The 18,176-nt window shown below is 71.5% G+C and carries 21 protein-coding genes; 10 read left to right on the forward strand and 11 right to left on the reverse strand.

What is annotated here, in order from left to right; genetic code table 11:
• Positions 1-382: hypothetical protein (locus CBQ26_RS21640; RefSeq protein ID WP_172417848.1), on the forward strand; the 382-nt coding region annotated here is incomplete at its 5' end.
• 42 nt (positions 383-424) lie between these two features.
• Positions 425-1,024, forward strand: coding sequence for a hypothetical protein (locus tag CBQ26_RS00140; RefSeq protein ID WP_088246595.1), 600 nt, complete (start codon positions 425-427; stop codon positions 1,022-1,024).
• A gap of 114 nt (positions 1,025-1,138) precedes the next feature.
• Here CBQ26_RS00140 and CBQ26_RS00145 read toward each other — a convergent pair whose 3' ends face one another.
• Entirely contained in the window at positions 1,139-1,789 is a 651-nt protein-coding gene (locus CBQ26_RS00145) for a CAP domain-containing protein (RefSeq protein WP_143341869.1), read from the reverse strand.
• Positions 1,790-1,912: 123 nt separating this feature from the next.
• On the opposite strand from CBQ26_RS00145, the gene CBQ26_RS00150 reads away from it, so the two are divergent.
• The 5 genes from CBQ26_RS00150 (at position 1,913) to CBQ26_RS00170 (ending at position 6,349) form a co-directional block, all read left to right on the forward strand.
• Positions 1,913-2,734 carry an enoyl-CoA hydratase/isomerase family protein gene (locus tag CBQ26_RS00150; protein ID WP_088246597.1) on the forward strand — a complete coding sequence of 274 codons (822 nt, stop codon included), beginning with the start codon at positions 1,913-1,915 and terminating at the stop codon, positions 2,732-2,734.
• A gap of 493 nt (positions 2,735-3,227) precedes the next feature.
• A complete protein-coding gene (locus CBQ26_RS00155; protein ID WP_088246598.1) occupies positions 3,228-4,220 on the forward strand; it encodes a malate dehydrogenase in 993 nt (330 codons plus the stop codon).
• Positions 4,221-4,485: 265 nt separating this feature from the next.
• On the forward strand, positions 4,486-4,671 hold the full coding sequence (locus tag CBQ26_RS00160; protein ID WP_088246599.1) for a hypothetical protein: 186 nt from the start codon (positions 4,486-4,488) through the stop codon (positions 4,669-4,671).
• Complete coding sequence (locus CBQ26_RS00165) at positions 4,668-5,258, forward strand: MerR family transcriptional regulator (RefSeq protein ID WP_088246600.1); 591 nt, start codon at positions 4,668-4,670, stop codon at positions 5,256-5,258. The genes CBQ26_RS00160 and CBQ26_RS00165 overlap by 4 nt, the downstream gene beginning before the upstream one ends.
• 170 nt (positions 5,259-5,428) lie before the next feature.
• Positions 5,429-6,349 carry a ferritin-like domain-containing protein gene (locus CBQ26_RS00170; protein ID WP_088246601.1) on the forward strand — a complete coding sequence of 307 codons (921 nt, stop codon included), beginning with the start codon at positions 5,429-5,431 and terminating at the stop codon, positions 6,347-6,349.
• A gap of 127 nt (positions 6,350-6,476) precedes the next feature.
• Here CBQ26_RS00170 and CBQ26_RS00175 read toward each other — a convergent pair whose 3' ends face one another.
• From CBQ26_RS00175 to ispF, 6 genes are all read right to left on the reverse strand, one after another.
• Complete coding sequence (locus CBQ26_RS00175) at positions 6,477-7,742, reverse strand: aminopeptidase (RefSeq protein WP_088246602.1); 1,266 nt, start codon at positions 7,740-7,742, stop codon at positions 6,477-6,479.
• A gap of 46 nt (positions 7,743-7,788) precedes the next feature.
• Positions 7,789-8,808, reverse strand: coding sequence for a GGDEF domain-containing protein (locus tag CBQ26_RS00180; protein ID WP_088246603.1), 1,020 nt, complete (start codon positions 8,806-8,808; stop codon positions 7,789-7,791).
• A gap of 61 nt (positions 8,809-8,869) precedes the next feature.
• Positions 8,870-9,436, reverse strand: a complete 567-nt coding sequence (locus CBQ26_RS00185) for a DUF2087 domain-containing protein (protein ID WP_088246604.1) — start codon at positions 9,434-9,436, stop codon at positions 8,870-8,872.
• Positions 9,433-9,675 (reverse strand): hypothetical protein, encoded by a 243-nt coding sequence (locus CBQ26_RS00190; RefSeq protein WP_229844109.1) that lies wholly within the window; start codon positions 9,673-9,675, stop codon positions 9,433-9,435. Before CBQ26_RS00190 ends, CBQ26_RS00185 begins: the two co-directional genes overlap by 4 nt.
• A 142-nt stretch (positions 9,676-9,817) precedes the next feature.
• On the reverse strand, positions 9,818-10,315 hold the full coding sequence (locus CBQ26_RS00195) for a tRNA (cytidine(34)-2'-O)-methyltransferase (protein ID WP_088246605.1): 498 nt from the start codon (positions 10,313-10,315) through the stop codon (positions 9,818-9,820).
• On the reverse strand, positions 10,312-10,800 hold the full coding sequence (ispF, locus tag CBQ26_RS00200; RefSeq protein WP_088246606.1) for a 2-C-methyl-D-erythritol 2,4-cyclodiphosphate synthase: 489 nt from the start codon (positions 10,798-10,800) through the stop codon (positions 10,312-10,314). Before ispF ends, CBQ26_RS00195 begins: the two co-directional genes overlap by 4 nt.
• A gap of 113 nt (positions 10,801-10,913) precedes the next feature.
• On the opposite strand from ispF, the gene CBQ26_RS00205 reads away from it, so the two are divergent.
• From CBQ26_RS00205 to CBQ26_RS00215, 3 genes are all read left to right on the forward strand, one after another.
• Entirely contained in the window at positions 10,914-11,708 is a 795-nt protein-coding gene (locus tag CBQ26_RS00205) for a GGDEF domain-containing protein (RefSeq protein ID WP_088246607.1), read from the forward strand.
• Positions 11,705-12,199, forward strand: a complete 495-nt coding sequence (locus CBQ26_RS00210) for a COG4315 family predicted lipoprotein (protein WP_088246608.1) — start codon at positions 11,705-11,707, stop codon at positions 12,197-12,199. The genes CBQ26_RS00205 and CBQ26_RS00210 overlap by 4 nt, the downstream gene beginning before the upstream one ends.
• Before the next feature lie 210 nt (positions 12,200-12,409).
• Positions 12,410-12,898 carry a hypothetical protein gene (locus CBQ26_RS00215; RefSeq protein WP_143341870.1) on the forward strand — a complete coding sequence of 163 codons (489 nt, stop codon included), beginning with the start codon at positions 12,410-12,412 and terminating at the stop codon, positions 12,896-12,898.
• A gap of 26 nt (positions 12,899-12,924) precedes the next feature.
• On the opposite strand, the gene CBQ26_RS00220 is transcribed toward CBQ26_RS00215, so the two are convergent.
• The 4 genes from CBQ26_RS00220 to CBQ26_RS00235 form a co-directional block, all read right to left on the reverse strand.
• Entirely contained in the window at positions 12,925-15,741 is a 2,817-nt protein-coding gene (locus CBQ26_RS00220; RefSeq protein ID WP_088246610.1) for a hypothetical protein, read from the reverse strand.
• Between the two features lie 75 nt (positions 15,742-15,816).
• Complete coding sequence (locus CBQ26_RS00225; protein WP_088246611.1) at positions 15,817-16,467, reverse strand: IMPACT family protein; 651 nt, start codon at positions 16,465-16,467, stop codon at positions 15,817-15,819.
• A 2-nt stretch (positions 16,468-16,469) separates the two neighbouring features.
• A complete protein-coding gene (locus CBQ26_RS00230) occupies positions 16,470-17,057 on the reverse strand; it encodes an NUDIX domain-containing protein (RefSeq protein WP_088246612.1) in 588 nt (195 codons plus the stop codon).
• Positions 17,058-17,634: 577 nt separating this feature from the next.
• The coding region (locus tag CBQ26_RS00235; protein ID WP_143341871.1) for a DUF4403 family protein at positions 17,635-18,176 on the reverse strand (542 nt) is incomplete at its 5' end.

The following is an 18,176-nucleotide window of genomic DNA, read 5'->3' on the forward strand; positions in this document are numbered from 1 at the left end:
CCCCGACCCCGACCCGGAACAGAGCGGCGCACGCCGCGCCGCGCAGACCGCGCAGGCACAGATGTTCACCGCCGGCCTGAACGTCCTGCCCGGCGTGACCGCCTCCTGCGCCTTCGACCCGGCCGGCGTCCCCCTGACCCCCACCCCCCTGGACGCCGAGGTCGGCGCGTACGTCCGGTTCCTCGCCACGGCCGCGCAGGGCGTCGCGCACCACCTTCAGGCCGCCGCGCCCGTCCGGGCCGTGCAACTGGAATTTCAGGACCGCGTCCTGGTCGTCTGCCCCGTCCCGTTCGGGTACGTGGCCGTCGTCGTGCGCGACACGCCCGGCGCCAGCAGCGTGAAATCCTGGATGCGCGCCCGCCTGAGCCACGGCCTGAACTGACCGCCCCCCACGGCCCCGCCCCGCGCACGTTACGCTGAGGCCATGCTGAGTTTCGCGGAGGCCGCCCGGAACCCCACCCTGCACGGCGACGAACCCGGCCGGCTGGCCCGCCACGGCGTCAGCGGGCTGCTCGTCCCCGCTGCCTTCGAGGAAGCCTTCTACCGGCAGAACAACCTCCCGGAGCAACTGCGGCGCCTGTTCACGCCCATCCGCCCCGCCCGCATCGACGAGGACGCCCTGGAACCCCTGACCGCCCAGGCCCAGGCCCTGATCCGCACCAGCTACCTGCTCGACGACGCCGTGCAGCACTTCCACCGCGCCCTGCGTGCCGCCGCCCTCGACCACACCCCCCTGCACGCCCGCCGCCCCGGCACCCGGCACGCCGAGAGCGCCCCACACCAGCCGCCCGGCACGCACGCCAGCGGCACCGCCGCCCTGCATGCCGTCAAACGCCTCTGGGCCCGCGACTGGACCTTCGAGGCCGTCCTGGACCGCCTGGACAGCGCCGGCAGCGTCGCCATCGAGGCCCGCCCCACCCTGCTCATCCCCGGCCCGCCCGGCGTGAACGACCCCGACCGCGCCGCCCACCTGGGCGAAACGACCGCCCTGGTCAACGAACACGGCCTGACCGGCCTGCCCTGAATCTCACCCCAACAGCCTCACCCCAACAGCCTCACCCCGACAGCCCCATCGCACCAGCAGGGCCGTCCCTGCGCCCAGCCCTGAGGACAGGACGGGCGCACCGGCCCACCCCTCTCACCAGCCGGCGATATTCAGCACCCAGTACGTGCCTGCCGCGCCGGTCACCTGCGCCGCCGTGCCGTCCAGCACCTTCTCGAACAGGGCCGCGCAGTGCGAAGGGCTGACCTTCCACGCGGCGATCACCTCGGCCGGACTGTTCAGGTTCATCCCGGCCGCCAGACTCTCCCCGAACACCCACTGAATCCCACTGGGCGGAACCGGACGGTACCCCGCGTCCACCATCCGCTGCGACGGCACCCGGTTATCCACCCGGCTGCGGTGCGGCAGCTCCAGCTTCCCGGACGCCGCCAGCTCACGCCCGTACAGCGTCGCCGCCTTGTGCAGACTGGCCTCGAACTGCAGTGGCGCCGCCGCCGGGAACGCCCCGGACGGACACACCCCACCTCGCGCCCGCTCCGCATTGATGGCCTGCAGCATCTCCCGCTCCGCCACCGACTGCGGAAAATCAGGCAACGCCGAACGACTCACCGCGAAGGACTTCGGCGTGCTGTACTCGAACGTCACGTTGTACGACGCGTCCGTGACCGTCACCGTCACCATCTCCTCACCGTTCTTCCCACCGTTATCCGACGGCGCAGACGGCCCCGGATTACACGCCACCAGCGCCGCTGCCACCGCACCCGCTCCCCACACAGACAGTCTCATGGCCCCAGCGTAGGCGCCGCCGCCCGCCGCCGCTGCCAGATTTGACCACCCCAGGGGACCCGCACCCCCACCTCATGAACACCCCCCCATCCCGACGCGCCGGACACCCGCTACCCTGCCCGCATGAACGCAACCCAGCTCACCGCGCCCGGCGCGTACCCCGGCCTGCACCTCCAACTGCACGACAGCGGCATCCTGGAGGTCGTCATCCGCAACGACCGGACCCTGAACAGCGTGAACGCCGACGCGCACCGCGCCCTGACCCGCGTGTGGCGCGACATCGACGACACGCCCGGCATCCGCAGCGTCCTCGTGCGCGGCGACGGACGCGGCTTCTCCTCCGGCGGCGACTTCACCCTGATCGAGGAGATGAGCAGCGACTTCACCGCCCTCACCCGCGTCTGGAAAGAAGCCCGCGACCTCGTGTACAACGTCATCAACTGCTCCAAACCCATCGTCAGCGCCATCCACGGCCCCTGCGTCGGCGCTGGCCTTGCCGTCGCCCTGCTCGCCGACATCAGCATCACCGCCCACAGCGCCCGCCTCCTTGACGGCCACGTCCGCCTTGGCGTCGCCGCCGGGGACCACGCCGCCATCATCTGGCCCCTGCTGTGCGGCCTGAACAAAGCCAAATACCACCTCATGACCGGCGAACCCGTCAGCGGCATCGAAGCCGAACGCATCGGCCTCGTCAGCCTCACCGTCCCCGACGACGAACTGCTGGACCGCGCCTGGAAAGTCGCCACGCAACTCGCCCAGGGCAGCCCTACCGCCACCCGCTGGACCAAATACGCCCTCAACAACTGGCTGCGGCAGGCCGGACCCACCTTCGACGCCTCCCTGGCCCTCGAATTCCTCGGCTTCACCGGCCCCGACGTGCGCGAAGGCCTCAGCAGCCTCCGCGAAAAACGCGCACCGAACTTCGCCGAAGACGCGCCGCTGTAAGGGGAAGTGGGAAGGGAGGCTGCTGCGCAGCAGGAAGGGCAACCCAGCTGCTTCGCAGGACCCCTCAGTCAGCTTCGCTGACAGCTCCCCTTAGAGGGGAGCCTTGAAGGCGAGCGTCGTGGCAACCGAGCCCGTCGTGCGCGAAGCGCGCGGGGCGCACGCGGCGTTATCGAAGGATGGCGTGTGAGGCGTGGCCGTTCCCGCCCAATACCTGCCATGCAAGCCAGAGCAATACCTGCCCAGTGCCAACGACGGCTCCCCCGCTACCAGGTTCCAGGCGCGGGTGTAGATCTGGCGTCAACGCGCAGGCCGCCCTGCGCGGCGAAGGCGTTGCCCCTCTGGGGATGGGGGCTGGGGGGTGGGGAAGCCCGCCGCAGGCGCCCACCTTCCCACCACGAGCTACCCACCCCTGTTCCCGTCCGGGGAACTTTCCCCCTAACCGTCCCGCCGCGCGTTATCGTGAGCCGTAAAACCATCCTCAGGAGGGATACCCATGACGACCAAACAACCCGTCCGTGTCGCCGTGACCGGCGCCGCTGGCCAGATCGGCTACAGCCTTCTTTTCCGCATCGCTTCGGGCGACATGCTCGGCAAGGACCAGCCGGTCATTCTGCAACTGCTGGAGATCACGCCCGCGCTGAAGGCGCTGAACGGCGTCGTGATGGAGCTGCGTGACTGCGCGTTCCCGCTGCTGGCGGACATCGTCACGAGCGATGACCCGATGGTGGCGTTCAAGGACGTGGATTACGCGCTGCTGGTGGGCGCCATGCCGCGTAAGGCCGGGATGGAGCGCGGGGACCTCCTGGGCGCGAACGGTGGGATCTTCAAGCCGCAGGGTGAGGCGCTGAACGCCGTGGCGAGCCGTGACGTGAAGGTGCTCGTGGTGGGGAACCCCGCGAACACGAACGCGCTCATCGCTCAGCAGAACGCGCCGGACCTGGACGCGAAGCAGTTCACGGCGATGGTGCGTCTGGATCACAACCGCGCGATCAGCCAGCTGGCCGAGAAGACCGGGAAGCCCGTGAGCAGCATCAAGAACCTGACGATCTGGGGTAACCACAGCAGCACCCAGTACCCCGACCTGAGTCAGGCGACGGTGGACGGCCAGCCTGCGCTGGATCAGGTGGACCGCGACTGGTACGAGAACTCGTACATCTCGACCGTCGCCAAGCGTGGAGCGGCGATCATCGAGGCGCGCGGCCTGAGCAGCGCCGCCAGCGCGGCCAGCGCCGCCATCGACCACATGCGCGACTGGGCGCTCGGCACGCCCGAGGGCGAGTGGGTCAGCATGGGCATCCCCAGCGACGGCAGCTACGGCATTCCCGAGGGCCTGATCTACGGCTTCCCCGTCACCTGCAAGAACGGCCAGTACGAGATCGTGCAGGGCCTCCCCGTCAGTGACTTCAGCCGCGGCAAGATGGACGCCACCGCGCAGGAACTGACCGAGGAACGCGACGAAGTGCGCAAACTCGGCCTGGTGAAGTAAACACCTGCCGGGTGCCTGCACCCCGAGCGAAGCGAGTAGGCATGGTGAACGACTGACGGAAGTGCAGCGACTGCGGGTGATGTTCCCGCAGTGGTGGAACTGGAGTCAGACGAGAGATTGAGGGAGCGGGTGGCCTGCGGGTCGCCCGCTTCTTCTTCGTATGTGTGGCGACGTGCGTGGTGGGCGGGGCTGGGTGCGGCGCTTGCGGGCGCTTGACGTGCAGTCGACTGCACGTTCCACACTGTGGTTCAGGAGGCACCACCCCATGTTCAATGCGCTGCACACCGACGCCCTGACCGCCTATTCCGACGCTGCTCCCTTCTCCGACCGGCTGAACGAGTGCCGTGAGGCGGCCCGCGCCGCCCGTCTGAGCCGGCTGAACCACCTGCTGGGCAGGCGCTGGACGCTGCCGCGCTGGCACGTGACGGTCACGGTGCGGAGGCTGGCGTGAACGAACAGACCGAGGCTGAGTTCCGGCGCAGTGTCCGGCAGTTCCGGGATGTGATCAGTGCCCTGCCAGAGACTCCGCGGGCGGATGTGGCGACCATGTGCGGCGGGCCGGAGGTGCTGGAGGCCCTGTTCGAGGAGCGGGGCGTGGGCATCGGGCGGTTCGCGGCGCTGATGGGCCTGCCCGCGACGACGGTGCGGCACCTGCTGCGCGAGGAGTTGCTGCACCCCGTGCGCGTGAACGGCAAGTTCCGGTTCCTGCTGCACAACGTGGTCGAGTTGCGGGGCGTGCAGCAGTGGCAGGGGCTGGGGCTGACGCTGGAGGACACGCGGGCGTTCCTGGACGCGCAGGGCCTGATGGGGCTGGTCGCGCAGGGAGGCATGTTGTTCTCGGTGCAGCGCGAGGCGCTCGACCCGGAGGCACTCCCGGCCCTGACGGCGGACGTGCTGACCCGGCTGGGCGGCGCGATCCGGTCGCTGGAGGAACGGCACGCGGCGCTGAGCGCCCAGCTGGAGCGGGCCCGCGCGCTGGAACGGCTGGTGCAGGAGAACGCCTTCGGGCAGTCGGAGGCGCAGGCCGCGCCCGCTTGACGTTCACCTGATCTTCACGGTTGCGTGGCCGGGTGATCCGATCCGGGGTGGGCGGCATATGGCTGGTCAGAAGCGCAGAAGGTGACTGGTGGTGGGGGTGTCCTCCCTGCCGGCTCCCTGTGCGCTTTGCCCGCCCGCCACTTTCCGCTCTCTTTCCCTGGAGGTCCACCATGAGCAACCCCCTGAACCGCCGTAAATTCCTCGGAGCTGCCGGCGCTGTCGGCGTCACGACCGCCCTGGCCAGCTGCGCGCCCGCCATGGGCATGGGGCAGGCGAAACCCAACCTGGACGCCACGATCTTCAACTTCGCGCTGAACCTCGAGTACCTGGAAGCGGCCTTCTACCTCGCGGCCGTGGGTCGCCTGGAAGAGCTGGACAGCGTGGGCGGGAACAGCAGCAAGGTGATCCTGCCGGCCGGCTTCACCGGTAAGAACGGCGACGGCGTGAAGTTCCAGTCGGCCGACGTGCGCGCCTACGCGAACGAGGTGGCGACCGACGAGCTGAACCACGTGCGCATCATCCGGAAGGTGCTGGGCTTCGGCGCCGTGGCGCAGCCGACCCTGGACCTCGGCCCGGCCTTCGCGGCGGCCGGGAGCGCCGCGTCGGGCGGGGCGATCACGGGCTTCAACCCGTTCGCGAACGACCTGTTCTTCCTGCACGGCGCGTTCATCTTCGAGGACGTGGGCGTCAGCGCGTACAAGGGCGCCGCGCGCCTGCTGAGCGACACGAGCGCCGGCGGCAACTTGGAGAACGCGGCGGGCATCCTGGCGGTCGAGGCGTACCACGCGGGCATGATCCGCACGCTGCTGTACCAACTGCGTGACACGCAGGTCACGCCGGCCCTGAAGGTCAGCGACGTGGTGCAGGCCATCAGCAACCTGCGTGACAGCGTGGACGGCACGCTGGACGTGGACCAGGGCATCCTGGAGAACGGCGCGGCGAACATCGTGCTGGCCGACTCGAACGGCATCGCGTACAGCCGCACGCCCCGTCAGGTCGGGAACATCGTGTTCCTGGCCGTGGACGCCGTCAAGGGTGGCTTCTACCCCGACGGCCTCAGCGGCGACTTCAGCAAGATCCTCGCGCTGTAAATCAGCAGGATCATAGTCCCCCGGTGCCCCTGCGGCGCGGGGGGCTTTTCATGGTCGGTGGACGCAGGGTGGTGGTTGGCAGATGCCCTCCATCACCCTGCGTCCATCAACCATCAACCCCCAGTGGTCACCCCTGCACGACCCATTCCCCGGCGCGCATCAGGGGTTCGCGGGTGCCTTCCTTCGTGATGCCGTCCACGTCGGTGGCGGGCGTGCCGATCATCCAGTCCACGTGGATCAGGCTGTCGTTGCCGCCGGCGGCCGTCAGGGTGGCCTCGTCGGTGCCGCCCTGCACGTTGGTGGGGTAGCAGCGGCCCAGCGCGATGTGCGAGGCGGCGTTCTCGTCGAACAGGGTGTTCAGGAACAGCGTGCCGGTCTGCGCGACGGGCGCGCTGGCGGGCACCAGCGCCACCTCGCCCAGGTGCGCGGCGCCCGCGTCGGTACCGATCAGCTGGCGCAGGGTGTCCTCGCCGCGCGTGGCGCTCACCTCGGTGGCGCGCCCGGCCTCGAAGCGCACGCGGATGCCCTCGATCAGCTGTCCGCGCGCACTCAGGGGTTTGCTGGCGACAGCCCAGCCGTCCACGCGGCCCCGGTGCGGGGCGGTGAAGACCTCGTCGGTGGGCAGGTTCGGGACGCCGCGCACGCCGTTGCGGGCGGTCTCGGCGCCGCCCTGCCAGACGTGGTTCTCGGCGAGGCCGACGGTCAGGTCGGTGCCCAGGTCGCTTTTCAGGTGGACGGCGGCGTACTGTTTGCCGTTCAGGTACGCGGTCAGGCGTTCCAGGCGGGTCAGGTGCGCGTCCCACGCGGCCACCGGGTCGGGCTGGTCGGCGCGCGTCACGGCGAAGATGTCGGCCCACAGGCGGGCCACGGCCTCCTGCGGCGGCAGGTCCGGGTACACCCGCGCGGCCCAGGCGGGGGTGGCCATGGCCGCGACCGTCCAGTTCACGCGGAAACTGCCGGTCGCCTCGCTGACGCGCCGCATGACCTGCGCCGTGAGTTTGCTGCGCGCCGCGACCCGCGCCGGGTTCACGCCCGCGAGCAGGGACGGGTCCTCCCCGACGATCCCGATGGACGCGTAGCCGTCCTCGACCATCGCCTCGCGTTCCTGCGCGTGCCATGCGGGCAGGAAGTTCACGGCGTCGTCCGTGCCGTCCTCGAACAGCGCGAGGTCCAGGTGCGGGTCGAGGTACGTGACGCGCACGTCGCTGGCCCCGGCGCGGTAGGCGGCGCGGGCGGTCAGGCGGACCAGTTCGGCCGCCTCGATCGGCGCGGCGATGCGGAGCTTCCCGCCGGCCGGGAGGTTCACGCCGGTCCGGACGAGCAGTTCGGCGTACCGGGCGAGGTGGGTGCGGAAGTCGCTGGCCTGGGGGTCGTGGGGGCTGGAGGCAGTCATGCCCGTCACTCTAACGGTCGTTCGGGCCGCCGGGGGGCAGTCCGTATCAGGCCCAGCGGTTCCCGCCGCCCTCCTGCGCGCGGTGCAGGCGCTGCACGGTCAGGTCGATCAGGGCGTCGAGGTCCTCGGTTTCGGCGGCGAAGGCCAGGCCCACGCTGACCGGCACGCCGTTCAGGTCCGGCAGGTTCAGGTTCCGGGCGGCGCGGACGATCCGGTCGGCCACGTCGTGCGCGGCGGCCACGCCGACGTCCGGCAGGATCAGCAGGAACTGGTCGCCGTTCCAGCGGGTCACGCTGACGTCCCGGTCGGTCAGGTTGACGAGCAGCGTGGCGACCTCGCGCAGCACCTGATCGGCCGCCCGGTGACGCAGGCGTTCGTTGATCCGCGTGAAGTGGTCGATGTCGACCAGGGCCACCGCGACCCGCGCTGCCTGGAGTGGCGAGCGCGTGGCGGTCTCCAGCGTGTCCCATCCCGCCTGCCGGTTCAGGGTGCCGGTCAGCGGGTCGAGCTGCGCGACGTGCTGCACGCTGAGGTTCCGGGCGCGTTCCGTGCTGACCAGTTGCCCGTGCAGGGCCATCAGGATCATCAGGGCCACCAGGAAGGCCGTGTAGATCATCAGGGGCAGGTCCTGCGGGTTGAACAGCAGCGTGGCGGCCAGCATGAACCCGGTCAGTGGCAGCAGCAGCGCGACCGCCTGGTTCAGCGGCAGCCACGCCAGCATCAGCAGCGCGATCACGCCCAGCGACAGGAAGAACGCGGGCGGAATGTCGCTGCCCTGCATGCCGACCACGATCACCTGCGCCGTCAGCCACAGCGGCAGCAGGTACGCGACCCCGGCGGTCAGCAGGCGCAGCGGCACCCGGCGGGACAGGACCGTGGCGACCAGGAACACGCTGAGCAGCGCGGCCCCGGTCAGCGACACCACGTTCTGCCGGTCCCCGGTCAGGGCCAGCCACAGCAACGCCGTGTGGACGGCGGTGGACAGCAGCGACAGCGACAGGTGCGCGGCGTACTGCTGTTCCCGCAGCCGGTGGACCTGCTGCGGTGGAATGACGGGACGGGGCATGTGCGTCCAGTGTAGGGGGACCGGCGGGCGTCCCGCAGCGGTCAGCGGGTCTGAACTGCGTTCAGGCGGCGGGTGGGTCCGGGGGGGCGGGCCGCCAGTACACGCCGCGTTCGCGTTTCAGGACGCCCAGGACGATCATCTCGCGGCGCAGGGTGGACACGTCGGCGTACACGTCGCCCAGGATGGCGTTCACCTCGGCTTCCGGGTAGTGGCGGCCATGCTCGAACAGGGTCACGAGTTCGTGCAGGATGACGTCCTTCTTCTTGCGCTGGGCGGGCAGGATGGTCAGGCGGCCGCCCTGCAGGAAGGCGCGCAGGACCCGGTCGCGGTACGGGTCGTCCGGGGTGGGGGCGGCGGCGGCGCCGCGCACGACGTCCGCGAGGTTCAGGTCCAGCGCGGCCGTGTGCGCGCGGTGCAGGCGGTGGTGGCCGTCTTTGCGCGTGAGGATCAGTCCGGCCTCGGCCAGCTGCGCGAGGTGGTGGCTGACCGTGGCGGGCGCGAGGTTCATCAGGCGGGCGAGTTCGTCGCCGCTCGCCTCGCGCGTCCAGACGAGCCGCAGCAGCCCGAGGCGCGCCGGGTGCGACAGCGCGCGGAACAGGGTCGCGCGGGCGGTGAGGTCGGCGCTCATGGGCGGGGTTCGCGGGGCCAGGGGCGGGTGCCGTGGGTCTGGAGGTGCGCGCCCTCGTAGATGCCCAGCGCGGCGTTCAGGGTGTCCAGGCGGGCCTGCGCGCGGGCCTGATCGGCGGCGTTCCCGGCGGCGCGGGCGAGGCGCAGGTCGCGTTCGGCGTTCGTGCGGATGCCCGTCACGAGGCGGTGGTACAGGGCGTGCATGCGGTCCTGCGGGGTGGAGTCGGCGGCTTCGTTCATTTCGATCCTCCTCGAATCATCATGACCGATTCGATCTCTGTCGAAATGAGCCGAATGGCGCAGTACCCTCACATGGCGCAGTGCCCCACATGGCGCAGTGCCTCCACATGGTGCAGTGCCCCCACCCGGTCCGGGTCGGGCGTTACCAGCCCTCGATCTGCCGCCCCGCCTCGAACGCCGCGACGCCCGCCGCCACGCTCAGGTTCAGGCTGCGGCCCCCGCCCGGCTGCGGCAGCTTCAGCTTCGGCAGGGCGTCGCGCAGCCACGCGGGCAGCCCGCGCGATTCCGGCCCGAACAGCAGGTAATCCCCCCGCCGGAACCCCGCGCGGGTGTGCAGTTCGGTGGCGTGCGTGCTGAACGCCCACACCCGCGCGCCCGCCCCCAGCGTGCCCTGGAAGTCCGTCCAGCTGGCGTGCTCGTGCAGGGTCACGCCCTCCAGGTAGTCCATCACGGCGCGGCGGAACTCGCGGTCGTGCAGGTGGAACCCGAACGGGCGGATCAGGTGCAGGTCCGCGCCCAGCACCGAGCAGGTCCGCGCGACGTTCCCGACGTTCCCGGCCTTCTCGGGCTCGAACAGCACCACGCGCAGCAGGGGAGAGGCGGGGGGCGTCACGGCGGCCGGCGTCACTTCTGCCGTCATCCTTCACCGGCGCGGACGAGCAGCGCCGTCACGCGCGTCTGGACGTGCGCGGGCGCCAGTCCCTCGGACGTCTTGAAACTGACGCCCACCTCGGACTCCGGCAGCGAGAGCAGCGCCGCGACCGACCGGGCGATGTCGGCGCGCAGCGGCCCCAGCTTCGGGCGGTCCAGGGTCACCACGACCGCCACGTTCCCCGGCACGTACCCGCGTTCCCGCACCAGTTCCAGCGCGCGGGCCACGATCACGCGGGAATCCATGCCCGCCCACTCGGCCGCCGTGTCCGGGAAGTACTGCCCGATGTCCCCCAGCGCCAGCCCTGACAGCAGCGCGTCGGCCACGGCGTGCAGCACGGCGTCCCCGTCGCTGTGCGCCACGGCCCCCAGTTCCGCGTGCGGCACGGGCACGCCCCCCAGCACCAGCGGCCGCCCGGCTTCCAGCCGGTGCGCGTCCTCTCCAAATCCGATCCGGAACGGCAATGCACTCATCCCCTCCAGTCTGGCGCATCGGGCGGCGCGGCGTAACGCCCCCTTAACGCCCCTCCTGGCACCCTGAAGACCAGCAAGCCCCCGGCCCCGCCTCTCCCGCCCTGGAGACACCCATGCACCTCGACCACGACCTGTTCCAGCACCTGCCCGTTCCGGCCGTCCAGTGGCCCTCCGTGTGCGAGGCGAAACGTGACGGTCACGCCCGCGTGAACCCCGCCTTCAGCCGCGCGTTCCGGCCCGGCGCGCTGCCCTGCCCGCTGCCGCACTGGACGGACGGCCCGCACCTGCCCCGCCTGCCCGGCCGGACCGGCGAGCCGCGCGTGTGCCGCGTGACCCTCAGCACCCTGCCGAACGGCGACCGGCTGGCCGTGATCGAGGACGTCCACGCCTACCACCTGGACCCCCTGACCGGCCTGCCGGACCGCCGCGCCCTGCTGCTGGACGCCGCGCAACCCACCGTGGGCCTCGCCCTGATCGACGTGGACCGCTTCAAGCAGGTGAACGACGCCCTGGGTCACGCCGCCGGGGACCGCGTCCTCGAGGCGCTGGCGCGCCTGCTGGCCGGAGCCGCCCGCAACGGCGACCTGCACGCCTACCGCCTGGGCGGCGACGAGTTCGTGCTGTGCGCCCCGCACGCCCTGACCCCCGACGACCTGCGGCCCCTGCAGGACAGCTTCCGGCAGACGATGAACCGCCTGGGCATCCCGAGCGGCAGCTTCTCGTACGGACTGGCGCAGGCCCCCCAGCACGGCGACACCCTGCACGCCCTGTTGCAGCACGCCGACACGCAGCTGACCCGCAGCAAACGCGACCGGCGGGGCGGCCTGACCACCCAGCTGGGCCGCCTGCTGGGCCGCGTGACCGTCACGGAACCCTCCGGCCTGAACAACCTGAGTGCCGCGCTGTGACGCTCTCGATGCCGCCCGAACCTCCCCGCACCCTGAGCGCGGCGCGCAGCCGCCGACTGGCCCGCTTTCCGGTCCGCACGGACCTGCTGGGCCTGACGGTGCTGGGCGAGCAGCTGCACGTCACCACCCCGCGCGGCCCGCTGCCGCTGTACCGCTTCACGCCCCTGCAGGCGGCGGTGCTGTGCGGCGAGCCGGTCCCCTACGCCGCCGGGTGGCCCGAGCACATGAAGCTGTTCCTGTACCGCTACCAGCCGCTGCCCACCCTGCCGCACGCGACCGGCCCGCACGCCGCGCACCTGGGCACGCAACCCCGCGACCCGACCGGCCTGCGCCCCTGGGACCAGAGCACCTACGGCGGCTGGCCGCTGTACCTGTTCCTGCACGACCAGCCGGGCGCGGCGGCTGCCGGCGAGGTCACGGACCTGTTCGAGGTGATGCTGGTCGGTCAGCCGGCCCTGCCGCCCTCCGGCGCGCCGGGACACGGACCGTGACGCGTGTAATACGGATTCCGTTTGTTTCGCCAACAATCCGGAACCGCACCGGATTGCCGGCTCCACGTCCGGAACCCGTTTCCCTCCTACTCGCATCCGCTCGGATTGAACGGGCTTTGCAGCCCATTCAATCGGAGTCCGTATAAAACTTATCTTCATCTGATTCTCATGCCTGCCAGACTGGGCTGGCACCAGACCCCCGGAGGTTTCATGACCCAACCCGCCCAGCCCCCCCTGGACTTCCTGACCCTGACCGTCTTCGCCGGCCGCCTGTACGCCATCAACCGGGCCGGGCAACCCATGCCCCTGTACGTGTACGCCCCGCTGCGGCAGGCCTACGCCGGCCACTACGACGTGCCCCTGGCGCCGCAGTGGCCCCCGTACACCGCAGACTTCGTGGCGCAGTACGTGCCCATGCCCGTCCTGACGCCCGAACAACTGCCCGACACCCTGGAAGCCGACATCACCCAGCAGGCCCGCACCGGCGACCCCGAGCGGCCCTGGAACCAGATGGTGTACCGGAGCTGGCCGCTGTACTACGTGCCGGGCCTGGACGCCAGCGGCACCAACGACGCCCAGCCCGCCATGTTCGAACCCGCGCGCGACGGGATGGACCCGCCCATGGTCCAGAACAGCGACCAGAAGGACACGCTGGACGACGGCGATCCGGGCTGGCCTCCGGGCGTCTGGGGCCCCTGACTGAAGTTCCCGGCGCGGTCCATTGCCTAGCCTGTCAGGTGCCCGGTCAGCCAGATCCGCAGGGCCGGGACATCCAACAGGTCGGCTGAATCCTGTGGCGGCAGCCCGAACAGTTCCAGCAGCAGTGCCCCGGCCTGGGCGCGCTGCTGGCTGTGGGCGTTCCCGGCCTGCGCCGCCTGAAGCAGCCAGCGCCGCAGCCCGTCCGGGTCGCGGGCACTCAGGTCGCGGGCACTCAGCAGCAGCAGTTGCAGCACCTGCCAGGGATTCCCGCTGCGTTCCGAGGCCCGCAGCGCCAGCCGCGCGCTGCGCCGGGCCTGCGGCGTGCGGCCCCGCGCGTAGTGCAGTTCGGTGTCCACCAGGGTCAGGCTGGTCTCGTCCGGCACCTTCCCGGAAGCGGCGATCTGTGCGCGCCACTCGGCCAGCCAGCCCTCGGCCTGCCGCCAGCGGCGCAGGTGCAGCGCCAGCTGCGTCCGGAACTCGTGCCCGTGAAATTCCAACGACTGCACGCGCAGGGTCCGCCCGGCCTCCAGCAGCGCTCCGGCCTCGACCAGAAGGGCCTCGCGTTCCTCGTCGGTTGCGGGTAGGTACACGCGCACGCCCAGCGCCGTCTGCCGGACCTGCCACGCCAGCAGGGGGGGCAGGTCCGGCAGTTGCGCCTCCAGCGCCGTCAGTTGGAGGCGTAATTCCGGTGCGTTGCCCAGGAAGGTCAGGTGCGTCAGCAGGTTCAGGCGGTAGTACAGCGTCCGCGTCCGGTCGCCCAGTTCCACGGCCAGCGCCAGCGCCTGCCCCAGCAGGTCCACGGCTGCCTGAATCTGCCCCTGGACGCCTCGCACGGAGGACAGGGTGTTCAGCACCTTCATGCGGCTGGCCGCGTCCGCCGCCAGCGGCCCGGCCAGGAACTGCCCCGCCAGCGTCTGCGCGTCCAGCAGCCGCCCAGCGCCGAAGGCCAGCCACATGCACGCCACCTGCAACGCCGCCTGCACCTGTGCGGGCGCCTGGGCATCCTCGGCGTCGTCCGCCAGTGCCGCGAAGGTCTCGGTGCCGGGCCCTTGCAGGCCCCGGCGGTCGTGGTGCGCCAGCAGGTGCTCGGCGTGCGCGGCCTCCAGCGTGCCCAGCGTCAGCGCCGCGCGGCACGCGATCAGGATGTTCTCCCGCTCGGCGTCCACGGCCGGGTCCTCGGGCGCACGGGCCGTGAACCACCCCAGGTAGTGCGCGGCGTGCGCCTCCCGCGCCCCACGCATCAGGTCCGGGTGCGCCGCACCCTGCGCGGCCAGCAGGCCCCCCAGCGCCGGGTACAGCCGCAGCCGCTCCGAGCCCGGCAGGTACGCCTCCGCGAACGAGTGCGTCAGCAGCGTGTCCAGCTCGTCGGGCGTCACGCCCAGCGCCGGCGCGTGCAGCGGATCGAAGTCCGGCGCGACACTCAGCCGCAGCGCCGCCGCCCGCGCACCCGCAGGCAGCAGGTCCCAGGACCGCTGCGCGACCACGTTCAGGCCCCGCCGCCCGTCACTGTCCCCGCCCGCCGCCGTCAGCGCGCCCGCCTCGTGCAGCACGCGGGCGTACACCGCGTCCAGATCCTCCACCCGCAACCACGACGCCGCCAGCGCAATCGCCAGCGGGTGTCCCGCCAGCCGCCGCGTGATGCCCGCGATCAGCGCCGCGTTCCCGGCCCCCAGCGTGAAGTCCCGCCGGACCCGCCCCGCCTCCCGCACGAACAGCTGCGCCGCGCCCGACGCCGCGATCTGCGTCACGTCCGCCTCCGGCGCCGCCTGCGACAGCCCCGACAGCGGCAGCAGGAACGTCCCGGTGTCCAGCCCACCATCCGGCCCGCCGCGCGGCGCCCGGCGGCCCGTCAGCACCCACCGCACCTCCGGCAGGTCCGCCCGCACGACAGACAGCAGCCCCGACAGGTCCTCCAGCGCGTCCAGGCCGTCCAGCAGCACCACCGACCCCGCCCCCAGCACGTCCCGCAGGAACCCGAAGCCCTGCGGCACCGGCCGGCCCGGCGCGCACGCCGCCGCCACGCGCACCGCCACGTCTGCGTCCGACTGCGCGCCCTCCGCGTTCACCAGCGTCACCGGGCGTTCCAGGCGCGTCAGTTCACGCAGCACCTCGCGCGCCAGGGTGCTCTTCCCGATCCCGCCCGGCCCGACCACCACCGCCGCGCCCCCACCCGGCGCGGCCGCCCAGGCCAGCAGCGCGTCCAGTTCCGCCTCGCGGCCCAGCATCCGGTGAGCGGGTGCCTTTCCTGAACCGCGCGCCTCTGCGGGCGCCCCGGCCGTCAGTTCCGCCAGTTCCGCGCGCACCTCCGCCTCCAGCGCACTGCCCGGCAGCGTCAGCGGCAGCAGCCGCGCCAGACTGGCCGGCTCCATCGGCGGCGCGCCCGGCACGCCCCGCGCCCTCTGCGCCCACACCGCCGCCCGCCCCGGCTCACTGCCCTCCGCCACCCGCAACGCCTCGTCCTGCACGTGTCGCGCCAGCCGCTCCCGCTGCGCCAGCACCCACTCCTCGAACTCCCCGGACACGTCCGGCAGGTTCACGCCATGCAGGAACGGCCCCCGGTACGCCTCCCACGCCGCCTCGCCCCGCAGCGACAGCAGCGCCGCCGCGTCACACGCCACGCCCGCCACCAGCCGCTCATCACCGCCCAACGCGCCCCCGTCATGCTCCCGCAGCGCATGCAGCGCCACCCGCAGACTCACCTCCGGCTTCGCCGCACGCGGCCACAACAGCGCCGCCAGCTGACGGCGCGGCGTCGGCCCCTCCAGACCCACGAACACCAGCAGCAACAGCGACTTCACCTTCCGGAACGACCCCAGATGCAGGTCCCCCAGCGTGATCAGCACCCCGACCCCCGACCCATCAGACCGTCATGCTATCCCGCCCCGCGCCCCACCGCCGCCCCGCCGGTCAGTTCCCGCCTACCCCGCCGCCCCCCCACCCGGCGCAGCCTCCCACGGCAACTCCACGACCTCCGCCGCCCCCCGCGACGCGTCCCGCAACGCCACCACGAACCCCGCCACGTCCTCCGGAAACACCTCCACCCGCAGCGACACCCCCGCCCCCGAGTACGCCTCCTCGCCGCGCACCACATCCAGCGACCCCAGCAGGTGATACAACCCACCCAGAAACTCGAACGGCACCGACACCGCCAGCGCCCGCCGCGCCCGCACCGTCACCCGCGAAGCCGTCCGCAGACACTCCGCCGCGCCACCCCCATACGCCCGGACCAGCCCGCCCGTGCCCAGCTTCACCCCACCGTAAAACCGCACCACGACCACCATCACGCGGTCCACGCCCTGCCCCTCGATGGCCCGCAGGATCGGCGCGCCCGCCGTCCCGCCCGGCTCGCCATCATCACCAAACCGGTACGCCCCCCCAATCCGGTACGCCCAGCAGTGATGCGTCGCATCCGGATAACGCGCCCGCAACGCCGCCAGCTGCGCCAGGGCCTCCTCCGGCGAATCCGCCCGATCCGCGAACGCCAGGAACTCACTGTTCTCGATCACCGCATCAGACCGGTGCGGCCCCGCCAACGTCACGAACGGCGCCGGAAGATCCGAACCCACCACGCTCAGAGCAACCCCCGTCCGGCCAGCACCGCCCGCGCATGCCACAACACCAGACTGCTCGACCCGTCCAGCACCTCCCCGGCATCCAGGCGACGATACGCCTCCGCCAGAGGCACCACCACCCGCTCGATCGTCTCCGTATCCTCATGATGCATGTCGCCCAACGACACGCCCAGCGCCAGGAACGGATAGAAGATCACGCCACTGATACTCGGCTGCGGATAAAACCCCGGCAACGCCACCCACTCCGCCGCCACACCCCCAACCTCCTCACGCAGCTCCCGCTGGGCCGCCCCGAGCAGATCCTCGCCACGCTCCACGCCCCCCGCCACCACCTCCGTCACCGTCGCCCGCAACGGATACCGGAACTGACGGATCAACACCGCCTCACCCTGAGTGGTGACGGGCAACACGAACACCGCACGCGGCCCACGCGGACGGTACTGATAAGCCGTCTCCACCCCACTCGGAAGACGCACCCGATCCTCGAACACCCGCCGGAACCCACCCACCAACTCACGGGACTCCAGCGTCTCCCACGGCTGAACCTCATCCTCGATCAACGACGTCCAGTTCGGGTGATCAGTCATGCGCTCAGGCTAACAGGCTGTTTCCCTGCGGGGGGCTGGGGGCGGTGGGGTTTCTGGGTGCGGCCCCACCCCCCAGCCCCCTACCCCAGAGGGGCAGGGGGAGTTTTCGCTGCGCTCGGCAGGTATTTCTCTGAGGTGGTGGGCGGGGTGTTGGGCGGGGAGGGCCACTGCTCACACGCCATCCTCCGGTGTCGCAGCGTTCGCCCCGCGCGCTACGCGCACGACGGGCCGCGTTGCCACGACGTCGGGCGGGCCAGCCAACTTGGTGCGTGCTGGAAGGTTCTACTTTTTGGGCTTTTGCAGAAGCGGTCTTTTGAAAGTCAATCAGCGGGGCGAAGCGTCCCACCGACCATCTGACCGCAGACTGCCACCGGCCGTCGTGCGCGCAGCGCGCGGGCCTATACGGGGGGCGGCAGGATGGCGTCGAAGCCGGACACGTCACCGCCCACCACAAACACGCAGCAGGAGTAAAAACTCTTGCCCAGTGCAACGCCTGCTCCCCCTGCCCCCCTGGGGTAGGGGGCTGGGGGGTGGGGAAGCACCCGAAAAGCCCGCCGCCAAACGCCACCCTTCCCGCCTATTCCACCTGCACGTTGGCCCCGAGGGTCCCGGTCGCTTCGGCCGTGACGATCAGCGCGTCGGGCGTGACGTTCAGGCTGGTCAGGCGCAGGGTGCGGACCTGTCCGGCGAGGGTGATGCCGGGGGTGGGGGTGAAGGGGAGGCGGCGTTGCAGGTTGCTCTGGGCGGCGTTCAGGTGGGGGGTGAGGTCGATGCGGGCGGCCTGTTTGATGTAGGCCTGGGCGCGGGTGTCGGCGAGCCAGGCGAGGGCGCGGCCGGTGAGGCCGGTTCGGCGGGTGGTGACGGTGGGGCTTTCGAGGGTGAGGGTCTGGGTGGTGGGGTCGAGGGTGGGGGTGCCGCGGACGTCGGTGGTGGCGTTGAGTTTCAGGCCGAGTGGGCCGGTGATCTGGAGGTTGATGGTGGCGGTGAGGGCGGTGCCGGTGGGCCTGAGGGTGATGCGGGTGACTTTCAGGGTGGGGGAGGTGGGGACGGGGAGGGTGAGGGTGCGGCGGGTGGCTTCGCGGGTGGCGGCGGCGGAGAGTTCGGGGTAGGGGAGGCGGG

The organism is Deinococcus indicus (assembly GCF_002198095.1).
In the GTDB taxonomy this organism is placed as follows: Bacteria; Deinococcota; Deinococci; order Deinococcales; family Deinococcaceae; genus Deinococcus; species Deinococcus caeni.